Source organism: Polynucleobacter sp. VK25 (assembly GCF_018687355.1).
GTDB lineage: Bacteria > Pseudomonadota > Gammaproteobacteria > Burkholderiales > Burkholderiaceae > Polynucleobacter.
This window is the reverse complement of the sequence record NZ_CP061288.1, coordinates 1,895,754-1,917,432: the sequence shown is the minus strand read 5'-3', so window position 1 is coordinate 1,917,432 and position 21,679 is coordinate 1,895,754. Positions and strand designations below refer to the sequence as shown.

General features: G+C 41.3%; 21 protein-coding genes. 12 read left to right on the top strand and 9 right to left on the bottom strand.

The genetic code is table 11. The features are described 5' to 3' along the window. Positions 1-7 precede the first annotated feature (7 nt). From AOC21_RS09665 to AOC21_RS09650, 4 genes are all read left to right on the top strand, one after another. The gene (locus AOC21_RS09665; protein WP_215391768.1) at positions 8-199 is read left to right on the top strand and encodes a hypothetical protein; all 192 of its coding nucleotides are present in this window, start codon (positions 8-10) and stop codon (positions 197-199) included. Next, positions 196-642: a hypothetical protein gene (locus tag AOC21_RS09660; protein WP_215391767.1), complete on the top strand. Its 447-nt coding sequence runs from the start codon at positions 196-198 to the stop codon at positions 640-642. Before AOC21_RS09665 ends, AOC21_RS09660 begins: the two co-directional genes overlap by 4 nt. Before the next feature lie 21 nt (positions 643-663). Next, the gene (locus AOC21_RS09655; RefSeq protein WP_371817788.1) at positions 664-1,368 is read left to right on the top strand and encodes a hypothetical protein; all 705 of its coding nucleotides are present in this window, start codon (positions 664-666) and stop codon (positions 1,366-1,368) included. A gap of 85 nt (positions 1,369-1,453) precedes the next feature. Further along, positions 1,454-1,738 carry a hypothetical protein gene (locus AOC21_RS09650; RefSeq protein WP_215391765.1) on the top strand — a complete coding sequence of 95 codons (285 nt, stop codon included), beginning with the start codon at positions 1,454-1,456 and terminating at the stop codon, positions 1,736-1,738. Positions 1,739-1,790: 52 nt separating this feature from the next. On the opposite strand, the gene AOC21_RS09645 is transcribed toward AOC21_RS09650, so the two are convergent. The 7 genes from AOC21_RS09645 to AOC21_RS09615 form a co-directional block, all read right to left on the bottom strand. Continuing rightward, positions 1,791-1,970, bottom strand: a complete 180-nt coding sequence (locus tag AOC21_RS09645; protein ID WP_215391764.1) for a hypothetical protein — start codon at positions 1,968-1,970, stop codon at positions 1,791-1,793. Positions 1,971-2,211: 241 nt separating this feature from the next. Further along, positions 2,212-2,799, bottom strand: coding sequence for a hypothetical protein (locus tag AOC21_RS09640; RefSeq protein WP_215391763.1), 588 nt, complete (start codon positions 2,797-2,799; stop codon positions 2,212-2,214). A gap of 178 nt (positions 2,800-2,977) precedes the next feature. After that, the gene (locus AOC21_RS09635) at positions 2,978-3,631 is read right to left on the bottom strand and encodes a hypothetical protein (RefSeq protein ID WP_215391762.1); all 654 of its coding nucleotides are present in this window, start codon (positions 3,629-3,631) and stop codon (positions 2,978-2,980) included. A 9-nt stretch (positions 3,632-3,640) separates the two neighbouring features. Next, positions 3,641-4,054 carry a hypothetical protein gene (locus AOC21_RS09630; protein ID WP_215391761.1) on the bottom strand — a complete coding sequence of 138 codons (414 nt, stop codon included), beginning with the start codon at positions 4,052-4,054 and terminating at the stop codon, positions 3,641-3,643. After that, entirely contained in the window at positions 4,041-4,691 is a 651-nt protein-coding gene (locus tag AOC21_RS09625; RefSeq protein WP_215391760.1) for an AAA family ATPase, read from the bottom strand. Before AOC21_RS09625 ends, AOC21_RS09630 begins: the two co-directional genes overlap by 14 nt. A gap of 8 nt (positions 4,692-4,699) precedes the next feature. Then, positions 4,700-5,341: a hypothetical protein gene (locus tag AOC21_RS09620; protein WP_215391759.1), complete on the bottom strand. Its 642-nt coding sequence runs from the start codon at positions 5,339-5,341 to the stop codon at positions 4,700-4,702. A gap of 128 nt (positions 5,342-5,469) precedes the next feature. Beyond that, on the bottom strand, positions 5,470-5,775 hold the full coding sequence (locus tag AOC21_RS09615) for a hypothetical protein (protein ID WP_215391758.1): 306 nt from the start codon (positions 5,773-5,775) through the stop codon (positions 5,470-5,472). A 141-nt stretch (positions 5,776-5,916) separates the two neighbouring features. On the opposite strand from AOC21_RS09615, the gene AOC21_RS09610 reads away from it, so the two are divergent. Continuing rightward, on the top strand, positions 5,917-6,666 hold the full coding sequence (locus AOC21_RS09610) for a hypothetical protein (RefSeq protein WP_215391757.1): 750 nt from the start codon (positions 5,917-5,919) through the stop codon (positions 6,664-6,666). Positions 6,667-6,688: 22 nt separating this feature from the next. Here the strand turns inward: AOC21_RS09610 and AOC21_RS09605 are convergent, their stop codons facing one another. Continuing rightward, complete coding sequence (locus tag AOC21_RS09605; protein WP_215391756.1) at positions 6,689-7,141, bottom strand: hypothetical protein; 453 nt, start codon at positions 7,139-7,141, stop codon at positions 6,689-6,691. Between the two features lie 111 nt (positions 7,142-7,252). On the opposite strand from AOC21_RS09605, the gene AOC21_RS09600 reads away from it, so the two are divergent. The 3 genes from AOC21_RS09600 to AOC21_RS09590 all read left to right on the top strand — a co-directional run bounded on the left by AOC21_RS09600 (position 7,253) and on the right by AOC21_RS09590 (position 13,173). Beyond that, positions 7,253-12,067, top strand: coding sequence for a type ISP restriction/modification enzyme (locus AOC21_RS09600; protein ID WP_215391755.1), 4,815 nt, complete (start codon positions 7,253-7,255; stop codon positions 12,065-12,067). A 156-nt stretch (positions 12,068-12,223) separates the two neighbouring features. Further along, positions 12,224-12,877: a recombinase family protein gene (locus AOC21_RS09595; protein ID WP_215391754.1), complete on the top strand. Its 654-nt coding sequence runs from the start codon at positions 12,224-12,226 to the stop codon at positions 12,875-12,877. An 8-nt stretch (positions 12,878-12,885) separates the two neighbouring features. After that, positions 12,886-13,173 (top strand): hypothetical protein, encoded by a 288-nt coding sequence (locus AOC21_RS09590; RefSeq protein ID WP_215391753.1) that lies wholly within the window; start codon positions 12,886-12,888, stop codon positions 13,171-13,173. Here the strand turns inward: AOC21_RS09590 and AOC21_RS09585 are convergent. Next, complete coding sequence (locus AOC21_RS09585) at positions 13,170-13,850, bottom strand: hypothetical protein (protein ID WP_215391752.1); 681 nt, start codon at positions 13,848-13,850, stop codon at positions 13,170-13,172. The two genes, AOC21_RS09590 and AOC21_RS09585, sit on opposite strands and share 4 nt — an antisense overlap. A gap of 70 nt (positions 13,851-13,920) precedes the next feature. Between AOC21_RS09585 and AOC21_RS09580 the strand changes: the two genes are divergently transcribed. From AOC21_RS09580 to AOC21_RS09565, 4 genes are all read left to right on the top strand, one after another. Next, a complete protein-coding gene (locus AOC21_RS09580; protein WP_215391751.1) occupies positions 13,921-15,645 on the top strand; it encodes a recombinase family protein in 1,725 nt (574 codons plus the stop codon). Positions 15,646-15,774: 129 nt separating this feature from the next. Continuing rightward, on the top strand, positions 15,775-17,313 hold the full coding sequence (locus tag AOC21_RS09575; RefSeq protein WP_215391750.1) for an efflux transporter outer membrane subunit: 1,539 nt from the start codon (positions 15,775-15,777) through the stop codon (positions 17,311-17,313). Positions 17,314-17,482: 169 nt separating this feature from the next. After that, positions 17,483-18,622 (top strand): efflux RND transporter periplasmic adaptor subunit, encoded by a 1,140-nt coding sequence (locus AOC21_RS09570; protein WP_215392808.1) that lies wholly within the window; start codon positions 17,483-17,485, stop codon positions 18,620-18,622. 7 nt (positions 18,623-18,629) lie between these two features. Continuing rightward, complete coding sequence (locus AOC21_RS09565; RefSeq protein WP_215391749.1) at positions 18,630-21,665, top strand: efflux RND transporter permease subunit; 3,036 nt, start codon at positions 18,630-18,632, stop codon at positions 21,663-21,665. The last annotated feature ends 14 nt before the right edge of the window (positions 21,666-21,679 follow it).

The following is a 21,679-nucleotide window of genomic DNA, read 5'->3' as shown; positions in this document are numbered from 1 at the left end:
ATCCAAAATGGGCGAACTAGAGTTTGTGGGACGTATGAATCCTCAAAGACTTACTTCGCTTGCCGAAGATTTTAAAAGAGAGCAAGCAGAGTTTAGAAGTGATGAGGCTAAAAGAAAGGTTGGAAGGACTATCCTTAAACCAGCATTGGAGCCAACTTATGAACGATTCCTCGATTCAAATAATGGGAGCACTTTATGAAACCTAATACCTTATCTTTAGGAGAAGTATTAAGTTCATCAGCCTTGGGGAGTCTACAGAATGAGATGGCTCTTGTGTATTGGAGGCTTAATCATTTCAATGCTTATGAAAAGGCTGGCAATAAATTTGATGAAGGTGATTGGGGTTTATATATCTGCCTATTCAGCCTTGGATATTTAAACGGCTATATTAAAAATAGACTTGATGAAGTCGAGTTAGACCAATTTGAAGATATTTTTAAAGCTGCTCAAAATAAGTATTTCAGAGGTTTTGGTGGCGATGATTACCAAAGCCTTATTTCTCGTTGCTGGGGCGATATTCAAAAAGGTGGAGAAGCCGAGCTTTTTTATAATACCGGAATTCTTTCAAGTCAGAGGGCAAATGGCATCGTAAAAGATGTTGTTACGATGTTTGTAATGAAATACGACTTATTCCAGAAATAAAAAATTCTGAGGACAGGAACTGTGTCTAGTCTTATTGATATAACCTTCGACTTCAGAACCGATACACCCTCAGGGAAAGACCCTGACAGCTTCAGCCCAACTCTACGTACCTATCACAAGATCCTTTGGAGTAAGCCCCTGCCGAACGGGGTTCTTTTTAGTCTTATTGATACGAGAGCTGGGGCTTATCTCTATCACCAATCGGAATTGGGCGAATTTTTCTTATCGAGCGACTCTGCCGTACATACCTTTAGCAAGTGGGTGAGTATGTCTCACATCATTAGCCAATTTAAGAAAGGCGAAGTTGAGGCATTCCGTAGCATCGGTTATACGATGGGTGGAATGATGATTTTCCCTGGAAATCGTGTTGATGGAAAAAGCACTATCAATGGGGCAAGAGGATTTCACCCGCTAATAAAGGATCGAATAGATCTCACTCTGGAATGTATAAGAAGACATTACGTTAATGAGGCAAGCCCTTTGGATGAAGTTCTTGAGCGCTACACCGATTTTTTTGCCTTATTTGAAAGTTTTCACGGGTATGTAGAGTTTTTCCTATTACAAGACCTAGTGACTTCAGATTCTTCGGCAATTAATTTTTTTATGCCATTTGAGAACTTTAAAACGCCAGCAGTTCCTAAGACGCTTGAAGGCTATATCTCATACAAAGATCAAGTTGTTAATTTTGTTAACAAGCGTAATCAACGCATTCTCAAGTCAATTTAAGTGTCGACTAATGTTTAGTGGCTCAGATCTTGAGCTTTTGACTGAGTAGTCTGGTGGGAATTAATCTATTGTTAAAGGAAATTAGATGAAACTCCTCCTTTTCTTCGTGACTTTAATTTCAGTTCCAGCACTAGCCCAGTCAGACTATTACGAGAACCGATATTCTGGTCGTGCCACACAAATCACACCAAGCAATCAGGCTGGCTTTAATACCGTGAATGGGTATTACTACAACACCAATACTAAAACCTATTACAAAGGAAAAAATATCAATAGGGATGCTGGTGCGCAACCAACTCCTCAAGGGAGCCTATCTTTTACATATGATAGAAATCAATATGCGCCTACAAACTTAAGCCTGTCTCGTTAGGATCTAAAGGGAGTTCTTTCACCCACCTATAACAACTACGGATGTTTTTGAATTAGGGTTCTGGGAAAACGTGAATGTTGTTTGATTGGACTTCTTGATTAGCTCTATCAACTTGTCCTTGGTGATTGTCATCCCCGACTTTTCCACTTCCTTGATTACCGTGTTGCTCGCCATTTTTCTTCCTTTTCTTTTTTAGTGCTTCTTCGTGAAGCCAATTAACAAAGCTCAGCATCAGAACATCTCCTTTCGTGCCCTTTGAAAGTTCTCTGAATTATTGAAATGTTCATTAAAGAACCTTTTGAGGCAATATCGAATAACTTCAGAACGGTTGTAGCCTAGCCTCTCGCATAGCCCGTCGAATTTATTGACAAAGTCATCTGTAGTTCGTATTCCTAGAAATTGATTTCTTCCGACCTTCTTCATCGCCCAAACCTCCTTTTTTAAGTGTTTTTCTATTTAGGCATTTTTTTACGTTAGACAAACCAGTCGGTCTCGGGGTTCTTCCCCTTTGTCATATAGTTAACCCAGTTTTTAGCCTCATCCAGCCTTATGGGTTCGATTTTGAAGGTAGATACCGTAGAAATTGACTTTAGATCCTTGTAGAGCCTCTTATCGAGCTCTCTAAGCCAAAAATTGTAGATACGGTAGGCGTGCTCCCGTTTTACAGAAATCAAACCGTGTATATGGTGTGGAGAGTTTCCCTTTGGGGTGGGTTTAAAGAAGCTCCCTTGTTCCTTTTCATAGATCGCTAGGAAATCTATTGGTAAAACGGTTGTCCACAAGTCTTGTGACCTAGACAGTCTTTTCCTGACCTTGTTTAGAACCCGTTTTTCATACTCGTACTTAGTTGCTTTCTTCATAGAAGATGAAGCTTCATAACCAACGAGATTCTTAAAGGTAACTGTAGCGGTGAATGTAATTAACTCGTCAGTAGAGATCATCCAATCAATCATTCGAATCAGTTTAGATTTTTCAGTATTTCTAATCTTTTCAATAATTTCACTTCCATACCTTTGATTAAAGAATGTATCGGGTAGTGTTTCTAAGTCAGTAATGGTCATTTCAAATCCTTTAGGTGTGATTAGGCTTATCACCAAACCAGATCCATCACAAATTAGGCGCAAACAAGGCGACTATCACTCAATTCATCAGGTACTACATCGACGAGATCACGTTTAGCGTTCGTAATACTATTTAGGCATTAAAAAACCACCCCGAAGGATGGTTAGTTAATTCAAGTTATTGAGGTTTTGGTTTCTCTACGGCTATGTAGGAAATGTAATCGGAACTTTTCGACTGAAATCTCGCTATTCCTTTTCTGCTTATTGAAACTTTGTAGTCATCAATGGGGCATATGAGGTTGGAAACAACAAATCTAAATGAAAACTTTTTATCTGTTTTTCCTATGTTTTGCTCGAATACATAGTCTTCTCTATGTGAACCGTTAGTCTTAATAACGATAGCTTTACCATCGCCCTTGAAAATTACATCATAAAAATGATGCTTTTTTAATGAGTTGATAAGAGTTGAAAATTGATCTCTGCCAATATCAAATTCAATGTCAGTCTCCGGGAAGGCTATTTTCTTACTCGGAAGTACTAGATTCTTCGGATCACTTTTCTTGAAATAAATTTTCCCGTCTTTCCCTTTGAGGGTTAATTTCGACTTACTAAACTCAATGTCAGGGTCATTCAGGCTTGAAACGGCTTTCAAAAAGATTCCCAAATCCCTAATTGGGAAATTCAATGGAAAGCTTGTATCCAAGGTTGTTGCTACTACTCGACCCCTTGACCCAGCGATTGTGGATTGCTCAGCCCCTTTTCTAAATAGAAAATTGGGATTAATGGTTGAAAAGTGCTTCAAATGATCGAATGTATTTTTTGATAACTTCATAAGTGCCTTTCAATGTGTTGAATTTGTTTCATCTGCTTCAAAGAAGTACAGATGGTTCTCAAGATCGCCTGCTCTAAATGGGTTTTCTACTGAAAGCGCCTTTATGTAAAAACAAAGATGTAAGTTGTCACAATTAGCGCAAATGTAGGGAACCATAGACATCACCAAAGGCGTATTGGATTTATTGACCAAAAGGTCATAGTTCTCTTCAACCAACCTCATTTTTGCTTCGTCTGTCGTTCCTACGTGAAACTCAAAAAACTGATGCCCATCATCACGCCCTAAATCAAATTTATCGGGAGTTAGTCCAAGCTCGATAAGGGTGGATTCGATGTACGCAACCTGATCCCTGAACTTCATTAACTTAGTTTTTAGATGCTTTGAGCAGTAACTTTTGAACACGCCATTACTAGTTGAGATCATTGGTTTCCTCCGATTCAAGTAGCTCGAATTGAAGTGCCTTCAACATATTCCTTATATCGGGGAAGGAGCGCTTAATGATTGTTTTTAGTAAGGCGCTGGAGGGTCGTTCAAAACCCTCCTTAATAGCGATATCACCTAAAAACATCACTATTCGATCTCGCATTTCTTCAGAGTCCATAAACTCAAAATTCACCGAAAGAAACCTTGACCGAATAGCGTCAAGCAGGCGATCCGGATAGTTCGCAGTCATCACGAAATCATTAGCGGAGGCAAACTCTTCAGTTAACCCCCTTAAAGCTGCCTGAGCATCTTTACTGAGGTAATCAGCCTCATCCAGCAGAACCAATCGTCTTTGCCCCGTTAAGGTCAAGCTTGAGCAAGTCCGTTGAAGTTGACGAATGTCTTCAATAGAGTTGTTAATCGTACAGTTGATGAAGTAGGTGTTATCAGGATTTATTAACTTGGCTACAGTGGTTTTTCCACAGCCCGGAGAGCCGTGGAAAAGCACCGAAAAGCCACCTGAGCTTTTTGAAAACGCCCGAAGGCGATTTTCAATTTGCTTGGGCAGGATTACATCGCCTATACAAGCAGGACGATATTTAATTGCCCAATCAGAAGTGGTGGTTAAGGAGCTCATATTCCCCCTTAAGCAGCTACAGCTTCAGCTTCAATCACTTCAGGCTTCAAGAACTCTTCTAAAGAGGTACATTCAACTTCAGCAGACTGGATTAACCTACATTCCGCAATAATTTTGCGTAACTTATCAATAGTCTTCTTATCGGGGGATGAGCTTAGGCGAACTGTGAGTCGATATCCTGAATCCTTATCTTCATTGGTTCCATTTGGAGCTTTTGATCCTGAAGCTTTTGGGGCGCTAGCATTATCAGTGAGTGCCTTTACGTCTCTACCCAATACATTAGGTGTGATTACACCCTTATCAATTGCGGCAATGAACTTATCCTCCGGAAGCTGAGCAATTTCATAAAGGGTAGTCCAGTTGGCTGGCAGAGCTGAAATGTTCTTACTTAGCACTTCATAGTTCTTACCAATCCCTTGAAGCTTCTTTAGAGTGCTACTTGTTGGGTCAAAGCCAATTAAATATGAAAATTCACGAAATTGGTTCTTTCCCAGCTTTTCTTTGGCGGTAAAAACCACCTTAGCCATTTCAAGAATGTTTTCTGCTGTTTTGATGAAGTAGGTCTTGAACGTATCAGCATAGCCAATAACTTCTGGGCTATTGATAACTAGTTCATTTGGTTGTTGTGTGTTAACAATATTGCTATTCATATAATATCCTTTTGAGTTAATTATTAAATGTAAAACCACGACCTAATAAGCCTTTTGAGCTGTTCAACCGATACCTCTATTTTAAAATTTATTGCTATAAATGTAGACTCTAAATTTAATTTAATTATTTAAACTGTTAACATATCTTCAGAAATATCAAATACTTCGCCCTGCTCAATCTGATCAACACGGATAAAAAGGAGGGAACTGTAGACCTCATAGTCTTCAACGAAAGGGTCTCCAGAGTAAGCCTCTCTGAGAGCCGCAAGAGCGTCCACAAATGCCTCGCCAATTTCATCCTCAGAAGCCACGTACTCCAATACAAACTCTCTTACTACCTGTTCATACCTACGCTTTGCCGCTAACATTTCGTTATACGACTGGTTAGTCTTAGCGTTAAAAAATAGCTCTAAATTTGTTTTATTACGCAACATATAAACCTCCAAGTGTTAACATTAAAAAGTGGCTAAATCGCCTTTTAAACATTGATTTCTCAATAACATAAGTTTGACAGGTATCCCTATATTTGTAGACTCTAGAGTTAAATAGATTATTTAAAGTGTTAACATTTTGATATGAAAAAGATACGTACAACCCCTCCTCGTCATTTCCCGTATCAGCACCCAACATTTGGAACTGATAAAAAACCTAAAACTCCAAGGCATTGGGAGGACACCGTTTATTACTGGTGGTGGGCTTACTTGAAGCGCAGTGAGAAATACTTGAAGACTTGCGAATTGGGTGGCAAGGGAGAGTTGGCAAAACTCTACAAAGACTTCGGTGACGTGAGGGGGGATAGTTTTAAAACGTGGTGGAATGAAAAGCTGTCCGATGACAATAGTCGTGGAGCACACCTTTTTGCCAACCCTATTAAGGCGGATAGGCTAACTCTTCTTGAAGATGGCGAGATAGCCGTTGTAAATAAAAGCAAACTTGTTATTAGCGTTCCTCTGAATCTGCCCCAAAAATTCCTTGTAGATCGGTTTAGAAAGCTTGTAGAAGAGAACCACAGCGGGGCTAAAGGAATGAAATACGCCAAGGCAAGTGAGGCAACCTATAAATTCAGCGGTCAACCAAACATAAAGGCTTTAAGAATTGGGCTGAAGATATATGACTTAGCCAAGGCTAATCCCGATTTAACACTTTGGGAGCTTGGGCTTGATTTACCCCAGTTCCAAGAGGAACTAAGTCAATATAAAAAAGATAGCATTCCTTTTGACTTGAGGCGGACAATATCCTCAACAGTCAGCAGATACAAAAAACGTGTAGCTGAATCTATTCGCAATACAGAACTTGGATACTTCCCGAATAAGGATGAAATGTAATTAAACGCAGTAGGTTGAAGGATCAAGCTTGTTCTTTGGGCTTAGTCCTAAACTCCTCAATCATTGAGGAATACAACTCTCCATTATAGACAACCTCATCACCATATTGCTTATCTCGCATTGTGACAATTAAGGGTTTACCAATACCCCCATTAAATTCCCAGTAGTCCCATTTAAAGAATTGATCATCTGATACTTCATCAAAGTAATCATTAAAGCGCCAACCTTGTCCTCTAATTTTCAAGGGAATTCCTGATTTAATCTTTTTCCAATTAGCAGGGCTGATCCTGATGGTTGGCGTTCCCCATTCATACGATGTACCTATATGAACATAGGCTCCAATCGGTACTGGTTTTGCTTTATTTACAAGGATTGACTTAATTTGCTCAAGTTCAGCTTGGTTCTGAAGTACGAGCCGCTTTAAGAATCGCACTTCTGTAAATAACTTGTCAAAATTCTTATCGTTGAGTAGCACGAAATTTAACCCTTAAGCTCATTAGATGCGCTTGTTAATTCAGTATTATTAACAAAATACCATTTTTTATTAATTTAATAAGAAATAACAAATAAGCAGGATTAATTCAATATGTCAGCACTTCAAGAGCTACTTGAGCATTATCGTAAAACAGCCAAAAATGAGCGTGATAAAGGTGACAAGTTCGAGCGACTTACAAAATTCTTCCTAGAAAACGATACAAGGTTTTCCGATAGATTTTCTGATGTTTGGATTTGGAATAAATTTCCCGGAAATGAGGGTAAGGTAGACACGGGAATTGACCTAGTAGCAAAAGAAAAGTACTCGGAAGGCTACTGCGCTGTTCAATGTAAGTTCTATGGCGATAAAACAACTGTCGATAAATCAAACATCGATAGCTTCTTCACAGCATCAGGCAAAGAGATTTATACAAGCCGTCTAATCTTCGCTACAACAGATAACTGGACAAAGCACGCTGAAGACGCTCTAAAGAATCAGAAAATTCCAATTAATCGGATGACTACCGACGATATGGAGAGTGGCTCTATTGACTGGGAGCAATTCAATACAGATTCATTTACTGCTCCACAGCGCAGAAAAAATGGAATAAGAGAGCATCAGAAGAAAGCCCTAGAGAACGTAATTAAGGGATTCAAATCAGGCGAGCGGGGCAAGCTAATAATGGCTTGCGGAACGGGTAAGACATTTACAAGTTTAAAAATAGCCGAGGAAATTGGCGGGACTATTTTATTCTTAGCCCCATCTATTTCATTGGTGAGTCAGACCTTTAATGAGTGGATTAATCAAGCTAATATTCCCGTCAGTAGCATTATTGTTTGTTCAGATATTTCTATCAGGGCTGAAGAAAGCGATGACATTCACACTTATGATTTAGCTTGCCCACCAACAACTGATCCCGAGATTCTGGCAAAGGTGGCTTCAGTAGAGTTTCAGCCCAATAAATTGAACGTCATTTTCTGTACGTATCAATCTATTCAAGTGGTAATTGATGCCCAAGAAAAAGGACTTCCAGAATTTGATCTAGTCGTTTGTGATGAAGCGCATAGAACAACTGGTGTAACTTTGTCTGATAGAGAGGATAGTCATTTCACTCGAATTCATAATGGCGATTTATTAAAAGCTAAGCGTCGTCTTTATATGACAGCTACGCCTAAGATCTATGCTGACAGTATGGTTTCCAAGGCTAATCAAGAAGATGCTGAAGTATTTTCTATGGATAACGAAGCGTTATATGGAACCGAGTTTCATAGATTAGGATTTGGTGAGGCGGTTGAAAAGGGCTTGTTATCAGATTACAAGGTAATGGTTCTTGGTGTTGAAGAAGCGTACGCAAGTAAGTTTCTTCAACAGGATAATGAGCTCCAAATTGATGATGATGAAATAAAAATTATCGGTTGCTGGAATGGGCTCTCAAAGAAGTTAATTGAAGGGCATAACGAAGGTAACCCAATGAGAAGGGCTGTAGCTTTCTCAAGATCAATCAAGGATAGTAAGAACTTCAAAGATTTATTCTCTAAAACTGTTAAGCAGTTCGTAGAGCAGTCAGGTCAGGAAGGCGATCTGCTTGAATGTGAAGTTGATCACGTTGATGGAAAGATGAGCTCTCTAGAGCGCCAAGCAAAATTAAAGTGGTTAAAGGCTGATACATCGCAAGAGGGTAATGTTTGCCGAATCCTTTCAAATGCCAAGTGTCTATCTGAAGGCGTTGATGTTCCTACTCTTGATGCGGTTTTATTTTTAAACCCAAGAAATTCGATGGTCGACGTAGTTCAGTCTGTCGGTAGAGCTATGCGTAAGGCAGAGGGAAAGCAATATGGATACATCATCATCCCTATTTCCATCCCTGCTGATGTTGATCCTGAAAAGGCATTAAATGATAACAAGCGCTACAAAGTTGTATGGGACGTATGTCAGGCTCTACGTGCCCACGATGATCGGTTTGAAGCAACGGTTAATAAGATTAAGTTCAACGTCAATAAACCAGATCAAATTGATGTAACCATTATTGGTGAAGGCAAAGGTGCTGGTAAAGAGCCTCAAGACAAAAAAACAGATCCAAATAAAAAGCCAGATATTGCCGCTCCATCGGTCACGCAATTAAAATTAGACCTACCCACGGCTGAAACTTGGCAAAACGCTATCCTTGGAAAGATCGCCAAGAAGTGTGGATCAAGGGACTATTGGGAAAACTGGGCTAAAGATGTTTCGGAGATTGCCGAGAGTCATATTGATCGTATTAAGTTGTTATTGCGTGGCTCAGATCAAGAACACCAAAAGGCATTTGAGCAATTTGTTAAGGGGCTAAGAAAAAATCTTAATCCATCAGTTACCGAAAAAGATGCGATCGAAATGCTTGCGCAGCATTTAATAACAAAGCCTGTATTTGATGCCTTGTTTGAGGGTTATGAGTTTGCTAAAAATAACCCAGTCTCCAAGTCGTTCAAAAAAATGATTGATTTGCTGGAAGATCGAACGTTCGAGAAAGATCAGAAAAAACTCGATGAATTCTATGACAGCGTAAGAAGAAAAGTTGTTGGGATTGATAACGCAGCCGCTAAACAGACAATCATTAAGGAGCTTTACGATAAGTTCTTTAATCTAGCTTTTCCTGGGATGGCTGATAGGCTCGGAATTGTCTACACGCCAATCGAAGTTGTTGATTTTATAATTAATAGCGCAGACGTAGCCCTAAAAAAAGAGTTTGGGTTAAATCTAACTGATAGAAACGTTCATATCCTAGATCCATTTACTGGCACGGGAACATTTATGGTTCGCCTACTTCAAAGTGGGCATATTAAGCCGGAAGATCTTGAATACAAGTATCTCAATGACTTACACGCAAATGAGATTGTGTTGCTTGCTTATTACATTGCGGCAATTAATATTGAAGAAACGTATCACGATCTTAGTGTTAACCGTAAGTATGTTCCATTTGATGGAATGGTTCTTGCGGATACATTTCAAATCGGTGAATCTAAGAGTGATCTCGAGGAAGTTATGTTCCCCGAAAATAATAAGCGTGTAAAAAAACTTACTGAAACGCCTATTCAAGTTGTAATTGGGAATCCCCCGTATTCGGCTGGACAGGATAGCGAAAATGAGGGCAATAAGAATCTTAAGTACGATTATTTAGACCAGCGCATTAGGGAGACATACGCAGAGAAGTCAAATGCTGGTCTTTTGATGAACCTGTACGACAGTTATATTCGGGCAATCAGATGGGCTACTGACAGAATTAAAGATAAGGGAATTATTTGTTATGTGACAAATAATTCTTTTATTGATAAAAATTCTATGGATGGGTTTAGAGCGTCTCTTTCCGATGAATTTTCTAGCATTTACGTGTTCAACCTTCGTGGTGGAATTCGTGGGATGTCTAAGGAGTTGGCTAAAAAAGAAGGTCAAAACGTATTCGACATTATGACGGGCGTGGCAGTATTCATCTTTGTAAAAAATCCCGAGCAACAAAGTCCTTGTGAAATTTATTACCACGACATTGGGGATTCATTAAATAGAGCTGAAAAATTAGAGAAGATTTCAAGTGCTATTTCAATAGACGGTCTAAAGTGGGATAGGCTGAATCCAAATGATAGTCACGATTGGATTAATCAGAGAGACCCTGCTTTTTCTAAGTTCATTTCTATTGGCAACAAGAGTGATACCAGCGAGGAGTCAATTTTTAATAATTATTCACTAGGCGTGGTTACAAATAGAGATTCTTGGGCTTATAACTTTTCTTCAAAAAAATTGTCCTCAAATATGAAATCGATGATCGATTTTTATAATGAGCAAGTAACAGAATTCAAAAAAGCAACAGAAAAAGATAAATTCCCTAGCGCAATAGAGCGTCAAAAAATTGTTGAAAAATTTATTGACACAGACCCTAAGAAAATTAGTTGGACTAGGGCAATTAAGAATACTTTAGGTAGATACACGGCGCACTCGTATCGTAAGGATGCTTTAGTGAAGTCTGTTTACAGACCATTTTGTAAGTTGAATATGTATTTTGATAGAACGTTCAACGAAATGGTTTATCAGATGCCAAAGATATTCCCTAACAATGAGCTTGAGAACTTGGCTATATGCGTACCTAATACAGGAGCTAGAAGACCATTTACAGCCCTAATGGTAAACAAATTACCTGATTTAAATCTTCAGGATGCTGGCGCTCAATCCTTCCCATTATTTACTTATGAAAAGGTAGAAGAAGAATCTCATTCAGAAGATTTATTTGCCGTAAAGGTAGAGAAAGACAGGTTTGGGGGCTATACGAGAAATGAAAATATATCTGATTTGACGTTGGAAAAATTTCGCAAAGCTTATGAAAGTAGCAAAGGTAAGTCAATTACCAAGGAAGACATTTTTTATTACGTTTACGGTATATTCCACTCCCCTGAATATAAAAAGAGATTTGATTCAGATTTGAAAAAGATGTTGCCTAGAATTCCGTTGGCGAAGGATTTTTGGGTATTTAGCAAGGCTGGCAGAGAGTTGTCTAATTGGCACGTAAATTACGAGTCAGTTGAGCCATACGATTTAATTCAGGATGGGGAAATTGGCTTGGGCGACTCTAAGCTATTTGAGATCACCAAAGTACATTTTCCCAAGGTAAACGGCAAGGAAGATAGGACAACGATCATCTATAACAATCGGATTAAATTAGGCGGCATACCACTAGAGGCTTACGAGTACGTCGTGAATGGTAAGTCGGCTCTTGAGTGGGTAATGGAGCGTTATCAAGTTTCTCTTGATAAGGATTCTGGAATTACTAACAATCCTAACGAGTGGTGTCTGGAAGCCGAAGATCCTGAATACATTCTCAATTTGATTAAGCGTTTAGTGAGAGTCAGCATTGAAAGCGTCAAGATTATTAATTCGCTTCCTAAATTGGATGAGGTGAAATAGCTTTGAGTTCGTAAGGCTCGCTGTAGCGAGTCGAACGACCGTAAATTACGCCTCAAGACAAGTCTTACGAATTTGACCCTAAGTCCTTGATTTAGCTTTACTTTAATTCACTAAAAAAGTAAAATTATCATATAAATCATACACTTAGGGGGATTTATGGGAATTTACGGCTATGTACGAGTTAGCACCCTTCAACAGGCGAACGAGGGCGAAAGCCTAGAGACTCAGCTAAGGCAAATTCAGTCATATTCAGTTCTAAAAGGCTTCGAAATTCCGCCAGAGAACTTCATTACAGAAAAAGGTGTGAGTGGGAGCCTAGAGTTTGAAAGGCGTCCGGAGGGCTCTAAGCTCTTTAATCAACTCACATCAGGCGACATCCTAATATTTTCAAAACTAGATAGGGCATTCAGAAACACTAGAAATGCGCTCAATACCCTTCACGAATTAAAGCAACGGGGTATTTCAGTCCACTTTATTGATCTTGGTGGGGATGTGACTAATGACGGGATTGGCTCTGTTATCTTCACGATCCTTTCAGCCTTCGCTACTTTTGAGCGTGAGCGTATAGCTACACGAATCAGGGAGGTGAAGCAGGTTCAAAAGTCCGAAGGAAAGTTTCTTGGAGGCTTTACTCGTTTCGGCTACAGGGTGGTTGATGAAAAATTAGAAAAGAATCCTGACGAGCAGTTAATCATTCAGTCGATGAAAGATATGAAGCGTAGGGGAATGAGCCTTAGGAGAATTTCTTGCTGGCTAGGGAAGGAGTACGGTATTCATATGTCTCATTCAACTGTCTCAACGCTGGTTTAGGGGGAGCAATGAATCTCTCACCGTTTACTAAAAAAATTGAGGTAGAAGCTGGCTACAAAGGCTTCTACAGGGCTGGCAATGAAAAATGTACTGTTACGGTTAATGAATTCGGAATCAAGTTAGTTTCAGATAGTCGGACAGGAATTCCAAATGGAACTGGTGTCGTGAAACAGCTATTTAAGCCAATGTTGAATATCTATGAGGGTAAGAGGTATGCCGAGACAATGCCTCTAGTCTGCGCTGAGGAGGCAGTTCTTAATGGATTTTGTTTGGTGGCTGAATGCTTGGCGAACTAACCCTTTTTTGGCGCTACTCGATCAATGATTGATATGAATAGTGCTGCGGCATCATCAAAATTGTTGAAACTCTCTCCACCGTGGACAAGACCAATTTCATCAGTTTCTTCGAGGCTAGGTAGTAACTCAGCCCTAGAGACGAAATGGTTTACGTACTCCTTTGGTGCCAAAACCATAAAAGACATTTCTTCGGCAGGTTGGTTGTGCTCAAGCACTCCAGCAAGCCCAAAGATATCTGTTTTTAAGCGGTATGAAATAAAACAATTAACAGCAACCCGACCTTTTCTTTTTGCGCCTCCAACTTTTGCCTTACCTGTTTTAGAAAGGAACGAATGCGCTCTAAATTTAGACCCTTTAGACAGGTTTCTAGCGGTTTCTTTAGATAAGTCATACTGCTCTAAAAGAGAGCGCCCAAGCTTTTCAAGTTGTGAGTTAAGTTCTTTTTCAGCGGCAACTATGGAAGGGGCTCGACCATTCTTTCTTGTACCCGAGGCTCGAGGTTTTCTAGCACTAGGATCAACTGGAGCTGGGACTGGGCGCTTCGATAATTCGAAATCACACCACTCTAAAACATCTTTATGGTCATTACTGATAGCCCTTTGCTTCATATCCAGTAAACCAGAATATGAAAATTCGGCAATGATTTCTGGCGTCAACTTATGAGTAAATTTAGGCATATCAAATTAATTGTTATGAAGTCAATATAACAATAAACTAGTTCAAAACAATTACCAATAAAAATTAACGATGATTAAAAAGGCGACAACTGAAAAGGATCCGAAAAAGATACTTCATATCTACACTCGGGTTTCTACTGTTGCCCAAAGAGATAAGGGTACGTCCCTAGACACTCAACTAGCCTTAGGAATAAAAAGATCCAAGGAATTAAAGCTCGGATATAAACATTGGGATGAGGGTGGGAAAAGCTCTCACCACGAGGATATTAAAGATAGACCCGTTCTATCTGCGTTATATGACTCAATCGTTAATGGTGAAGTTAAACATCTATGGGTCTATGACCAATCCCGTTTATCAAGAAACGATTTTGTAGCTTCAAGTTTCAGATACATCTGCGATAAAAATCAAGTTACTGTTTATACAAAAGATGGGCAGTTTAATTTATCAAATCCAACTGATAAATTGCTAAAGCAGATGTTAGATGCCCTTGCGCAATTTGATAATGCTGCCAGAGCAGAAAGATCAAGGCTTGGAAAAATTAGCAAGGTTAAGGCTGGTTATTGGCACGGTGGTCCAGCGCCTTTTGGATACAAGATAGTAGACAAGAGATTAGTCGTTGAATCTTCCGAGGCTAAGTGGGTGAAAAAGATCTTTGCTGATAGTCTTGCTGGAAAGAGTACTGCGGATGTAAAGCGATTACTTGATTCAAAGGGTGTAATTCCAAGGCGAGCGAAGGGCTTATGGACTATTGGATCACTTCAGGCTTTAATCAAAAATACCCACTACATCGGAAAGTATCAATACACCGATAACAAGAGTGGAACAGTTGTAAAAATAAGTTGCCCTGCCATACTTGATGAGCCTACTTGGAAGTCAGTTCAGCAGTTAAAGAAAAGAGAGATAGCTAGAACACCACAAAAGAATAGAACGAAGAAGTTTTATTTGTTGCGGGATTTAATGTTCTGTGGACATTGTGGGCGTCCGTTTGGAGCTAGATCCAAAGAAAGTAAAAACGAGAATCTTTATTACTGCCCCAATAAAGAAAGAGCTTGGGCTAAAGAAGGTGGAACTAAAACACCTTGGGCTAGGGGTACAGGTTGTGGAATGGCTCGTTCTTTAAATATTCCAGAAACAGATGCTTTGGTATGGGAATTGGTTGGAAAGATCCACTCTAAATCCAGTCTATTAAAAGAGGATGTGAAAAGAAGAATTCTCAAGGAACAGGGAGTTGGCTCGATTCGATCAGAGGCAGAAATTAAAGCCCTAGAAGTGAAAATTAAGAAACTTCAAAAAGAGTTAGCTCAGGCTCAAGAAGCTCAAGGGGGCTTAGAGGCGAATTTCCGCTTGAAGGAAATTACCAAGAAGGTTTATGAATTTGGAGTTCAACGGGTTAAAGAAAAGATTGTCGTTATTGAGACTGAGTTAACTAATACCCAAATGGAACTACTCGGGAATACTACAAACAAGAAGTGGGTTGATTGGGTCGCTAGGTTTGGCGAGGAATTGATCGAAATTGATAAATTAAGTGACGAAGATAAGAAAATCTATCTGAATGGTCTGATTGAAAAGATTGTTGTTATGTATCTTCCAGAGGTAAACGAACACCAGCTAACTGCTCATTTCCACTTGCCAATAGTGAATGACGGAATCCGATATAAAGACCCTAAGCAGAAGTCAAAAGGATATACATTGGTTAAAGGGGGTAAAGAGGCTGGCGTCAGGATCAAAAAAAAAGATCCTCGGTGGAGCAAACTAGTGACCCCCGTTCAGAACTCGGACGTTACGGTCGAATAAATTTTCATCCGTTTGACATTCACCTAAAGTTGTGAACAAAATTCATTAGATAAATCAGGGCTTTACGGAGCCCTGATTGCATTTATGTGTTCAAATAACTCTTGTAAAAGAGGATATTTGTTGCAACCCATGTTTTTGTCGATACACCCACTTTCCCGTTTGCATTTGCTTGTGCTGATTTGTGCAGGCGCACTTTCTGCGTGCGCTGTTGGCCCAGACTTTAAGCAACCCGAAGCACCCAAGACCTCGTCTTATACAGAAACCCCCTTATCTAAGAAATTGACTACCGCTCCTGGAGTTCCGGGCGGCACTGATCAAGAATTTGTTGAGGGTGCTGATATTGAAGCGCAATGGTGGGAGCTTTATAAATCTCCTGAGCTTGATGCCCTGATTAAAAGAGCGCTTGAGCAAAATCCGAACTTAGGTGCTGCTGATGCAGCATTGCGTGCTGCCCAAGAAAATGTCAATGCACAAATTGGCGGTCAATACTTTCCGGCAATTGGCGTTGGTGCAAATACCATAAGACAAAAACAACCGTCAGCCGTATATGGCATGAACTACGGTACTGATACATACAACCTCTATAACGCTACGGTCAATGTGACGTATAAATTAGATGTCTTTGGTGGTGCACGAAGAGCGGTTGAAGGCGCTCGTGCACAAGCAGAGATTGCGCAGTTTCAGTTAGAGGGTGCCTATCTGTCATTAACAGCCAATGTGGTAACTAGCGCAGTGAAAGAAGCGGCACTACGTGCGCAGATGCAGGCTACTGAAGAAATTCTGAAAGCGCAAACCAATCTCGCTGAGGTAACTGAGAAGCAGTTGGTTATTGGTACGGTTTCTAAAGTAGATGTCACATCACAACGCACATTGGTTTCAAACTCTCAAGTAGATTTATTTAACTACGAACGGAATCTTGCCTTTGCGCGCAATCAATTGGCGGTACTGGTAGGAGAGATTCCAAGCAACGCCAATGTTGCCAAGTTTGATTTGGCTAATTTGCATTTGCCAGAGAAGCTACCCTTATCCGTGCCTTCCAGCTTGGTGCGTCAGCGCCCTGATGTGCGTGCCGCAGAGGCTCAGCTTAAAGCGCAGAACGCTTTTGTGGGCGTTGCCACGGCAAACTTATTGCCACAATTTAATATCACGGGATCGATCGGTGCAGCTGCATTAACTTCAAATGGACTGTTTGGACCTAACTCTGCTTTATGGACTTTGGGTGGCGGTATCTTGCAGCCTTTGTTTCAGGGTGGGCAACTATTGGCACAGCGTCGTGGTGCGATTGCAAACTATGAGCAAGCTGCTTTTCAATACCAGGCAACCGTATTAAATGCATTTCAAGAAGTAGCCAATGCATTGCGCGCACTCGAGACAGGTGCTCAAGCGCTTAAGGCCGCATCAGATGCAGAGCGCTATGCATACGAAACTTTAGATCTAGTGCAGCAGCAATATAAGTTGGGTACAGCAAGTTATTTGGCTGTGCTCTATTACCAAAATCAGTATCAGCAAGCCAAAGTGAAATCAGTTGCAGCACAAGCTACTCGTTTTTCTGATACAGCGGCTTTATTTGCAGCATTGGGCGGCGGCTGGTGGAATCGTGAAGGCCCTGCCTTTAAACCAAAAGACATAGCGAACAAAGATCAAAATGAAACTTCTGGAAAAAATTAAGAATAAGCTCGTCGCTTTAGTGCTTGCCGTGTGGGCATGGATGCAGCGCAAAGCGATTGAATGGAAATTGCGCGAGCGAGTGATTGCCCTCTGGGAAAAAGCAAAAGCTTTTTGGGCTCGCATGGGTCAAAAATGGCGCGGTACTAGAGCTCACGCAAAGTTAATGGCAATGGAGCCATTGCAGCGTCGCATGACCATCATGCTCTGCGGCGTATTTTTATTATTAGGCTTGATCTTTGCCTTTAATCAACTCAAGACTTCCTTAATTAAGCATTTCATTGCGGGTATGGGCTTGCCTCCTGCAACAGTCTCCACAATGGTGGTCGCCACTTCCGAATGGCAGCCTAAGTTAACTAGCGTCGGTAATGTACGTGCATTTAGAGGTGTTGAGCTTAGTACAGAACTTGGAGGCCTCGTACAAACGGTTCCCGTAAAGTCTGGGCAAGATGTTAAAGAAGGCGAACTCCTCATCAAGTTAAATGATGCGTCTGATGTTGCGCAGCTAAATTCTTTAAAAGCAATGGCTGATCTAGCCAAGGTAATTAATGAGCGTGATAGACAGCAGTTGGCGATCCAGGCAATTAGTAAGAACGTATTTGATACGAGCGCTGCTGATTCCAAATCCAAACAAGCGCAGGTCGAGCAGCAAACGGCTCTGGTAGCGAAGAAAAACCTCAAAGCACCATTTAGTGGTCGCGTAGGTATTGTGTCGATTAATCCAGGGCAGTATGTAAACCCTGGTGATAAGTTATTAACACTACAAACCTTAGATCCTATTTTTGTAGATTTCAACTTACCGCAAAATAATGCCGAGCTTATTCAGGTTGGACAAGAAGTTATTGTTACAACCGATGCATTCAAAGATGCGAGCTTTGCTGGCAAGATTACAGCGATAAGTCCGAAGGTGGATACCAATACTCGCAATATTCAGGTTGAGGCACAACTTGCGAATCCGGATAAGAAAATTCTTCCTGGCATGTTCGCCAATGTAAATATCAAGCTTGGTGATCAAGTGAAGTATTTAACCTTGCCTCAGACGGCAGTTACATACAACCCGTATGGCTCGACTGTTTTTATTGCTAAGCCAACTGGTAAAAAAGACAAACAAGGTAATCCTGCTCTTGAGGCGCAACAGGTATTTGTGACTACTGGATCTACCCGTGGCGATCAGGTGGCTATTCTCAAAGGTGTTGATGAGGGCGCGACAGTTGTTACTAGTGGCCAGCTGAAGTTGAAGAACGGCACACCATTGATTATTAATAACAAGGTGCAGCCAGCAAACTCACCTGATCCAAAGCCGCAGGAATAAATAGCAGATGAATTGGACTGACATATTCATCCGCCGACCAGTGCTCTCCATGGTGGTGAGCGCGCTAGTATTGATCTTTGGCTTGAAGGCAATTGGTTCTTTGCCAGTAAACCAATATCCACAAACGCAAAATGCGATTGTGACAATCACCACTGCTTACTATGGTGCCGATCCAGAAACCATTGCAGGTTTTATTACCCAGCCACTAGAGGCTTCTATAGCCCAGGCGCAAGGCATTGATTACTTGTCATCAGCTAGCGTGAGCGGAGTCTCGACGATTGTTGCAACGCTGAAGTTGAACTACGATTCAAACGCAGCTTTAACGCAGATACAGACTCAAATTAGCGCAGTGAAGAATCAATTGCCGCCTCAAGCGCAGCAACCCATTTTGACTGTGCAGGTAGGTCAATCTACTGCAGCGATGTATATGGGTTTCTATAGTGATGAAATCCCCAACAATGCTATTACCGATTACTTATTGCGCGTTGTAAAGCCAAAATTAGACTCAGTTGAGGGCGTGCAAAACGCTGAAATTACTGGCGGCAGAAAATTCGCCTTACGTGCTTGGTTAGATCGCGAAAAGATGGCTGGTCTGGGAGTGGGAGCTGATGATGTCTATAGCGCCATGTCAGCCAACAATTACCTTTCTGCAGTTGGCAGCACTAAAGGTGAGATGGTGTCGGTTGACTTGGTTGCCGGTACTGACTTGCATACGCTTGATGAGTTTCGTAAATTAGTCATTAAAAAAGATGGCGTGAATATTGTCTACTTAGATCAAGTAGCTACTGTCACTTTAGGATCTGAGGACTACAACACGAACGTTGCCTTTAGTGGCAAGAAGTCGGTATTCATTGCAATTAAGGTTGCACCTCAAGCCAATCTATTAGATGTAGCGCAACGTGTACGCGATGTTGTTCCTGATATTCAAAAGCAATTGCCAATTGGTATGACTGGCAAGATTGTGTATGACTCCACTAAATTTATTACTAGCTCTATTGATGAGGTGGTATCTACCTTGCTGGAAGCTTTGGTCATTGTGACGGTGGTGATTTATCTGTTCTTAGGTAGCGCTCGTGCCGTTGCCGTTCCAGTGATTGCAATGCCTTTGTCATTGATTGGCACTTTTTTCCTAATGCAGGTTCTGGGTTATTCAATTAACTTACTAACCTTATTGGCACTGGTATTGGCGATTGGATTGGTCGTGGACGATGCCATCATTGTGGTGGAAAACGTTGACCGCCATATGAAAGAGGGTAAGTCGCCGTTAGAGGCCTCTCTAATTGCTGCCCGTGAATTAGGCGGGCCAATTTTGGCAATGACAGTAGTGCTGATTGCGGTGTATATCCCAATTGGCTTCCAGGGTGGGCTAACGGGAGCGCTATTTACGGAATTCGCCTTTACTTTGGCAAGTGCGGTAGCAGTTTCTGGATTGATTGCATTAACACTCTCTCCAATGATGTGCTCGCGCATCTTCACCGAAGAGCAAGAGGCTTCACCATTTGTGCAAAAGATTGATCGTATTTTTGATAAGGTACATCACAGTTATCAGACTACTTTGCGTGATTTGCTAAGTACTTGGCAAGTCATCATCGTGATGGGCGTCATTTTATTAGGCGGCGTTGCTTATTTGTATGCAACTGCGCGTGCCGAGTTGGCGCCAACGGAGGACCAAGGAATTGTCTTGATGCAAGCATCTGGACCTCCAAATAGTACGGTCACACAAATGCAAACTTATGCGGATCAAATCTATGCGATTGCTGCTGCAGAGCCAGAATACGAACAAGCGTTTCAGATTACGAGTCCAACATCAAGTTTTGGCGGTATCTTGCTTAAAGATTGGGGTGAGCGGAGCCGTAATGCAACCAAGTTCCAGGAAGATATGCAGCAAAAGTGGAATAGCATTGCAGGTGCACGCGTTGCAGCTTTCCAGTTCCCAGCCTTACCTGGCGCGCAAGGCTTGCCAGTGCAAGTGGTCATCAATACTACAGAGTCTTATGCCGCGTTAAACGAAGTCTCCCAAGCGGTCCTTGATAAAGCGCGTCGTAGTGGCAATTTCTTCTTCGTAGACTCCGATCTAAAGATTGATAAGCCACAAGACGTCTTGGAGATTGATCGGGAAAAAGTAGCAGCATTAGGCATGACTCAGCAACAAGTTGGCGCAGCACTCTCTGCAGCATTGGGGGGTGGATACGTTAATTACTTCTCAGTAGCTGGACGATCTTATCGTGTGATTCCACAAGTGAAGCAGGTTGATCGCTTGAATCCTGATCAAATTTTGGACTATTACATTCGCACTCCAAGTGGCGCAATGGTTCAAGCGCGCACTATTGCAACGATTAAACAAAGGGTGGTTCCGCAATCGATTAATCACTTCCAGCAATTGAATTCAGCAACAATTTCTGGTGTGAGCACGCCATTTATTTCTCAAGCAGATTTATTGGAGTACATGCGTCAGACCTTGAAAGAGGTTGCGCCAAATGGTTACACCATGGACTACGCAGGTCCTTCACGCCAATTTATGGCGGAGTCTGGTGGTTTCTTGGTCACCATGTTCTTTGCAATCTTGATTGTGTTCTTGGTGCTTGCTGCGCAGTTTGAGAGCTTCCGTGACCCGATTGTGATTTTGGTTTCAGTGCCACTGGCTTTATTCGGTGCCTTGATCTTTATTAATTTGGGATTCACTACCTTGAACGTCTATACCCAAGTCGGCCTAGTCACGCTCATGGGATTAATTAGTAAGCATGGTATTTTGATAGTGGAATTTGCCAATGAACTTCAAGAGGCTGGACGCAGCAAGCTTGATGCGATTGTGGAGGCAAGCAGCGTACGTTTGCGCCCCATTCTGATGACAACTGCTGCAATGGTGCTGGGTGTACTGCCTTTGGTGATCGCCTCGGGAGCTGGTGCTGCAGGGCGTAAATCAATGGGCATTGTGATCTTCACAGGCCTATCGATCGGTACTTTGTTCACGCTCTTTGTGGTGCCGGCGATGTACCTATTTATTGGTGCCGATCACCACGCTAAGAAATTTAAACAACAGTAAAAAATAAAATTGGA